This window comes from Kineococcus vitellinus (genome assembly GCF_009906315.1).
Lineage (GTDB): Bacteria > Actinomycetota > Actinomycetes > Actinomycetales > Kineococcaceae > Kineococcus > Kineococcus vitellinus.
The window spans coordinates 1-3,910 of the sequence record NZ_JAAALL010000363.1; the positions used below are offsets into that span (position 1 = coordinate 1).

The 3,910-nt window shown below is 73.0% G+C and carries 4 protein-coding genes; 1 reads left to right on the forward strand and 3 read right to left on the reverse strand.

Annotation, left to right across the window (positions count from 1 at the left end; translation table 11 throughout):
- The coding region (locus GTQ99_RS20810) for a hypothetical protein (protein ID WP_166617608.1) at positions 1 to 878 on the forward strand (878 nt) is incomplete at its 5' end.
- Between the two features lie 34 nt (positions 879 to 912).
- Here GTQ99_RS20810 and GTQ99_RS20815 read toward each other — a convergent pair.
- The 3 genes from GTQ99_RS20815 to GTQ99_RS20825 form a co-directional block, all read right to left on the reverse strand.
- Positions 913 to 2,076: a serine hydrolase gene (locus tag GTQ99_RS20815; RefSeq protein WP_166617609.1), complete on the reverse strand. Its 1,164-nt coding sequence runs from the start codon at positions 2,074 to 2,076 to the stop codon at positions 913 to 915.
- Positions 2,073 to 2,939 carry a carbohydrate ABC transporter permease gene (locus GTQ99_RS27250; RefSeq protein WP_338075167.1) on the reverse strand — a complete coding sequence of 289 codons (867 nt, stop codon included), beginning with the start codon at positions 2,937 to 2,939 and terminating at the stop codon, positions 2,073 to 2,075. The genes GTQ99_RS20815 and GTQ99_RS27250 overlap by 4 nt, the downstream gene beginning before the upstream one ends.
- A gap of 1 nt (position 2,940) precedes the next feature.
- On the reverse strand, positions 2,941 to 3,910 hold a 970-nt coding region (locus GTQ99_RS20825; protein WP_205707936.1), incomplete at its 5' end, for a carbohydrate ABC transporter permease.

Here is a 3,910-nt window from a genome sequence, read left to right on the forward strand (position 1 = left end):
CCGCGGACGTCACCGGTCCCGACGGCCGGCACGGGCGCCTGCCCGAGACGATCGCGCTGCCCACCGGCTCCCTGCCCGAGGGCATCGCCCGCGGGTGCGGCACCACGTTCTACGCGGGCTCGCGCGCCGACGACGATGCCGCCGTCGGCGACCTGCGCACCGGCGGCACCCGGCAGCTGGTGGCCGGGGTGGAGGGTCGCGTGGCCGTGGGGATGACCTACGAGGCGCGGGCGGACCGGTTGTGGGTGGCGGGCGGGGCGACGGGCGCGGTCACGGCCTACGACGGCAGCACCGGGCAGGAGCTGGGCCGCTGGGTGGTGCCCGGCAGCGGTTTCCTCAACGACGTGGAGGTCACCCGCGAGGGCGTGTACGTCACCGACTCCGCCGTGCAGCGCCTCGTCGTCATCCCGCTGGGTCGGCACGGCGCCCTGCCCGCACCCGACGGCGCGAGGACGCTGCCCATCACCGGCGACCTCGTCTACGGGACCGGTTTCAACGCCAACGGCATCCGCGCCTACCGCGGTGCGCTGATCGTGACGCAGAGCAGCACCGGCGACCTGTTCCGGGTGGACCCGCGCACGGGTGCCAGCGACCGCATCGAGGTGAGCGGGCGCGACCTCACCGCCGGTGACGGCCTGGTCCTGCGCGGGCGGACCCTGCACGTGGTCTTCGGCTTCTCCACCGACTCCGCCGCGGTGGTGCGCCTGTCCCGCGACGGGCGCACCGCTGAGGTCGTCGGCGAGGTCGGCGATCCCGACCTCGACCGCCCGACCACGGGTGTGCTGGCGGCGGGGGCGCTGTGGCTGGTCAACGGCCGCTTCGAGGTGGCCGACCCGGCCAGCGCCGAGTACCAGGTCGTGCGGGTGGACCTGCGCTGAGCGCGCCGGGGTCCGGCGCACGGGCGTGGTGGCCTCACCGCTGCGGCGGCGGCCACCGGCTGCGCTCCCCGGTGCGGAGGCGGCGCAGCAGCCGCGCGAACGCCAGCGCCCGTGGATCCGCTCCCGCCGGCGCGGGCACGGCCGCGGTGGTGTAGCCGAACGCCAGGCGGGTGCCCGGGTCGGCGAAGGCGAGCGCCCCGCCGGCACCGTCGTGACCGAAGGCGGCGGCGGTGCCGAAGTCCAGGCGGGGGCTCGGCTTCTCGAACAGGACCGCGAAGTGCGTGCTGCCACCGAGGACGAGGTCGCGGCCGGACACCTGCGAGCGGGTGACGGCATCGAGGGTGCCGCTGCGCAGCAGCGGGCGGTGGCCGCCGACACCGGTGGCCGTGGCGTAGGCGTCGGCCAGGCCGCGGGCCGAGCCGCAGCCCGAGACCGACGGGATGCCCGCGGCACGCAGTGCCGGCGCGTTGATCCAGCTGTTGGCCGGGCCCATGGCGTCCAGCTGCTCGGTCGCGGCCCGCAGCAGCGTTCCCGGCCGCCCCGGCGCCGGGTCCGGTGCGCAGGGCCCCGGGCCGGGAGGCGCCGTCGGCACGGTGACCCGGTGCAGGCGGTGCTGCTCGGCGTCGGGCAGGCGGATCCAGAAGTCGACGGCCGCAGGTGAGCGCAGCCGCTGCTCGTAGTACTCCCGCAGCGCGGTGCCGGTGAGGCGGTGCACGACCTCGTCGGCCAGCGGGCCGATGCTCAGGGCGTGGTAGCCGTGGGCCCGGCCGGGGGCCCACAGCGGCTGCTGGGCGGCGAGGTCGGCGGCGACGGCCCGCCCCTCCCCCCACTGCCGGGGGCTGAAGCGCTGCACCGTCCGCAGCAGGCCCGCCTGGTGGGAGAAGAGCTCGGCGATCGTCACGTCCCGCTTGCCGGCGGCGGCGAACTGCGGCCACAGCCGTGCGACCGGCTCGTGCACCCCCACCCCGTTCTCCTGCAGCGCCAGGGCGAGGGTGAGCCCGGCGATGCCCTTGGTCGCCGAGGCCTGCACGTGGACGGCCCCGCCGTAGCCGGCGCCGGCGTGCAGGTCGACGACCGTGTCCTGCTCGGCGTGCACGACCAGCTGGAAGGTCCAGTGCGGGTCTCGGCTCAGCAGGTGCTCGGCGAGGTCGGCGACCTGCTCGTAGCCGGGGGCGAGCGCGTGCACGTGCAGGCTCACTTGACGGCGCCTCCGGTGACGCCGGCGGCGATGTAGCGCTGGGCCAGGACCAGCAGGGCGGCGGCGGGGATGCTGGCCAGGGTGGCGGTGGCCATGAGCGCGGCCCAGCTCTGCGTGTGCGCCCCGACGAAGGTGTACATGCTCAAGGTGACGGGGACGACGGTGTCGCCGGTGGTCAGGGTGAGGGCGAACATGAAGTCGCTCCAGGCGAACAGGAACGCGAAGACGGCGGCGGTCACCATGGAGTTGCGGCTGAGCGGCACGATGATGGAGCGGAAGACCCGGAACTCGTGGGCGCCGTCGATCTTGGCCGCCTCCACCAGGGAGGCGGGGATGTTCACCATGAACGAGCGCATCAGCAGGATGCAGAACGGGATGCCCAGTGACGCGTCGGCCAGGATGAGCCCGAGGTAGCTGTTGATCAGCCCCAGGTCGTTGTAGAGGGAGAAGAGCCCGTTGGCGATGACGATGCCGGGGATCATCTGGGTGATGACGAGCAGGGTCATGACCAGCCCCCCGCCGGGCAGCTTGATGCTGGTGCGTGAGAGCCCGTAGGCGGCGGGGGCGGCCACGGCGAGGCAGACGAGGACGGCGCCGCTGGCGATGAGCAGGCTCGTGCCCAGGTTCGCCAGCTGGGAGTCGATCGCCTGGCGGTAGCCCTCCAGGTCCAGGTCCAGCGGGAACCACTGGGTGCTCAGCAGGTTCTCGCTGCCCTGCAGGGAGGTGTTGACCATCCAGTAGACGGGGAAGAGCAGGACGGCGACCACCAGGATGCCGAAGGCGGTGCGCAGCCGCGGTGCCAGGGCGCCGCTCGAGGTGCTGCTCGGAGTGCTGCTCGAGGTGCTGCTCGAGGTGCTGTTCACGTCAACCTGCCAAGTCGTTCGCGCGCCGGTTCGCCCGCAGCTGGAAGACCGAGACCGCCAGCGTGACGATGATGAGGATGTTGCTGAGGGCAGCGCCCGTGCCGAACTCGAAGTTCGTGAAGGACAGCTGGTAGGCCTGCGTGGCGTAGGTCTGCGTCGCATCGGCGGGGCCGCCGCCGGTGAGGGCCAGCACGATGTCCAGCACCCGCACGGTGTAGATGAAGCCGAGCATGAGCACGATGACCACCACCGGGCGCAGCAGCGGCCAGGTGATCGCGGTGAAGGCGCGCACGCCGGTGGCGCCGTCCAGCGACGCCGCCTCGTAGAGGTCGCGGGGGATCTCCTGCAACCCGCCGTAGAGGATGACCATGACGAAGGGGATGCCGACCCACACGTTGACCAGGATCACCGAGTACAGCGCAAGACGCGGATCGGTCAGCCACGGCACGTCGGCGACCCCGAGGGCGCCGACGATCTGGTTGAGCACGCCGGAGCCGGCGTCCATCATCCGCCGCCACACGGCCGCGGAGATGATCAGCGGCAGCAGCCAGGGCAGCAGGATCAGCGAGCGCAGCACGGCGTTGAGGCGGAAGCGGGTGTTGAAGAACAGCGCCAGCAGCAACCCGATGACGAAGGTGGCGCCCAACGAGACGAAGGTGAAGGTGAACGTGTTCATCGTGATCCGCGCGAAGATCCCCGAGGTGACCACCGTCACGTAGTTGTCCAGGCCCACGAAGGGGGCCTCGCCGGTGTAGAAGGTGGCGGTGCTGTACTCGCGGAAGCTCATGGTGACGTTGTTCACCACGGGCACCGCGTAGTAGGCGAGCATGAACACCGCCGCGGGCGCCACGAACCACCACAACGCCCACCGCCGGCGCCGGGCCGCGGAGGCGGCGCTGCGAGCCTGGCGCACGGCCGGGGGCGCCTGCGCCGCGCCCGCGCTCCCTGGTCCCGGGCGGGGCCCGGGGGCC